This window comes from Synechococcus sp. OH2, from assembly GCF_047462155.1.
Lineage (GTDB): Bacteria > Cyanobacteriota > Cyanobacteriia > Thermostichales > Thermostichaceae > Thermostichus.
This window is the reverse complement of sequence record NZ_JANSIR010000074.1, coordinates 6,048-8,293: the sequence shown is the minus strand read 5'-3', so window position 1 is coordinate 8,293 and position 2,246 is coordinate 6,048. Positions and strand designations below refer to the sequence as shown.

The window sequence follows — 2,246 nt, the reverse complement described above, 5'->3', positions numbered from 1 at the left end:
CCCGCCTACGCGGTGGGGTAGTTCATCAAACAGTTTCGCTGCCATTTGGTAAGGGCTTGGGATCCGCGGTATGGGAAACGGCTCTTCGGGAGAGGCGCTCCGCCCCAGATTCCGTCTAAAAGGCGGGAGCGAGCCGTTCTCTCGAGATTGCTCACCTTTTGTATTTCCTTAGTATTTAGCCTGCTTATATATGATGATCTCAGGCGGGCTTTCGATCCTGGGCTGCCGAGTTCCCTAGGTTGGAAGGGATCCCGCTGGGTGATTTGGAGTTCCCTATGGCGGATGAACTGCCGTTTACCCTGGATCAGCTCCTCATCGTTCAGGCAATTGCGCAGCAGGGGAGTTTTCGGCGGGCTGCTGAGAGCCTGTTTGTCTCCCAGCCGGCGGTCAGCTTGCAGGTGCAGAACCTGGAGCGACAGTTGGGAGTGGTGTTGTTTGACCGTGGCGGGCGCAAGGTGGAACTGACCGATGCGGGGCAGGTGTTGCTGCACTACAGCGAGCGCATCCTCAAACTCTGCCGGGAAACGGTCCAAGCTCTGGCCAATTTGCAAGAGATGGGAGGGGGGCACTTGGTTTTGGGGGCCAGCCAAACGGTGGGCACCTACGTCATGCCCTCTTTGATCGCGCAGTATCACCGCAGCTATCCCCAGATTTCGGTGCAGCTCTTGGTGCAATCCACGCGGCGAATTGCCCAGAAGCTGGTGGAAGGTCGGCTGGATCTGGCCATTGTCGGCGGGGAGATCCCCTTTGACTTACAGCGGCATTTGAAGGTGATGGCTCTGGCGGAAGACGAATACGTGTTGGTCGGCGCCCCCGGCTTTGCCCTCGATGCTCCCGCCCTTGTGGATCTGTTGACTTTGCCCTTCATTACCCTGGATCCCCAGTCTTCCACGCGGCAGACCATCGACCGGGTGTTGAATCGCCACGGCATCAACCCGGGCCAGCTAAACGTACGGCTGGAACTCAGCTCGATTGAGGCGATCAAGAATGCCGTCCAGGCTGGCTTGGGGGTGGCTTTTTTGTCGATGGTGGCAGTGGGCTCCGACTTGGAGCAAGGGCGGCTGAAAAAACTGGCGGTGGAAGGGCTGCAGATACGGCGCACCCTTTGGCTGGCGTTTAACCCGGAGCGCTACCAATCGCAGGCGGCCACCCGCTTTCGCCAGGGGCTGCTGAGCTGCCAAGACTGGCTGAAAACTCCCCCTCCCCACTTACAGTTGATCGCTTGAATGGCAGCTTTTTCCGACCAGATCGGAGAGAGCGGAGGGGATCCCTTGGGAGTGGAAAAAGCTGTGTTCATCGACTAGGGAGCTGATGAGGGAGCAAGAACTGTTGGAACGACTGCCTTTGGCGCAGCGTCTGGCGGAGTTGAGGGCCCGCATTCAAGAGATCCCGCTGCAGAGGGTGCAGTTGGAGGGATTAACTCTGGCGGGAGCAGAGTCCTGCTGGGCCGCCTATCGGGAGCTGGGGCAAGGCGAGATGCCGCTGCTGTTTTTGCACGGCTTCATGGCCACTCACGCCAATTGGTGGCCGCTGATGCAAGGGTTGGGCGACCGATACCGCTGCATCGCCCTAGATTTGCTGGGGTTTGGTCAGTCCAGCCAACCGGCTCTGCGCTACGACATCGCCGTGGAAGTAGAGTTTGTGCGCAGGTTTGTCGAGGCGCTGCGCCTGTCTGAGCCGGTGTTGGTGGGCCACTCTTTTGGCGGCTGGGTGGCGGCAGCCTACGCCATTCGTTACCCCCTGCGGGGGTTGGTCTTACTGGCGCCTGCCGGGATCCGCGACGACAGCTTTGTCAAACGCTACCGGCACATGCGGCTTTTGCTCCGGGAAGGCGCGTGGGTTGATAGGCTGCTGCGAGCCGCCATCCCCCTGGCCCGCTGGGGACGTTGGGAGGAGCGACTGGCTTGGCTCCTGTGGCTGCGGGGGTCCCTGCGCCAGCAGCCGGTGGCCCGACAATTTCTCCGCCAGCGCCTGCGCCCCCAAGATGCCGTTGATACCGTTGAGCGTGACTTACACTCCATTCAGGCCCCCACCCTGGTGATCGCTGCCGAGCAGGACGACACTATCCCCCTCTGGCATTGCCAGACCTATGCAGCAGGGATCCCTGGAGCACAGCTCAAGATCTTGCCAGGAGCTGGACACGCTATCCCTGCCCTGCATGCAGAGCAAGTGCTGCCCCTGATACGGGAGTTTCTGGAGAGCTTGCGCCCAAAGCCGGACTAAGGGATCCCGACCTCTCCTTAGTT

Annotated in this window: 2 protein-coding genes; both read left to right on the top strand. The window is 60.6% G+C overall.

What is annotated here, in order from left to right:
• Positions 1-275: 275 nt before the first annotated feature.
• A complete protein-coding gene (locus NW835_RS06310; RefSeq protein WP_414365528.1) occupies positions 276-1,226 on the top strand; it encodes a LysR substrate-binding domain-containing protein in 951 nt (316 codons plus the stop codon).
• A gap of 85 nt (positions 1,227-1,311) precedes the next feature.
• Positions 1,312-2,223, top strand: a complete 912-nt coding sequence (locus NW835_RS06305) for an alpha/beta fold hydrolase (protein ID WP_414365526.1) — start codon at positions 1,312-1,314, stop codon at positions 2,221-2,223.
• Positions 2,224-2,246 lie beyond the last annotated feature (23 nt).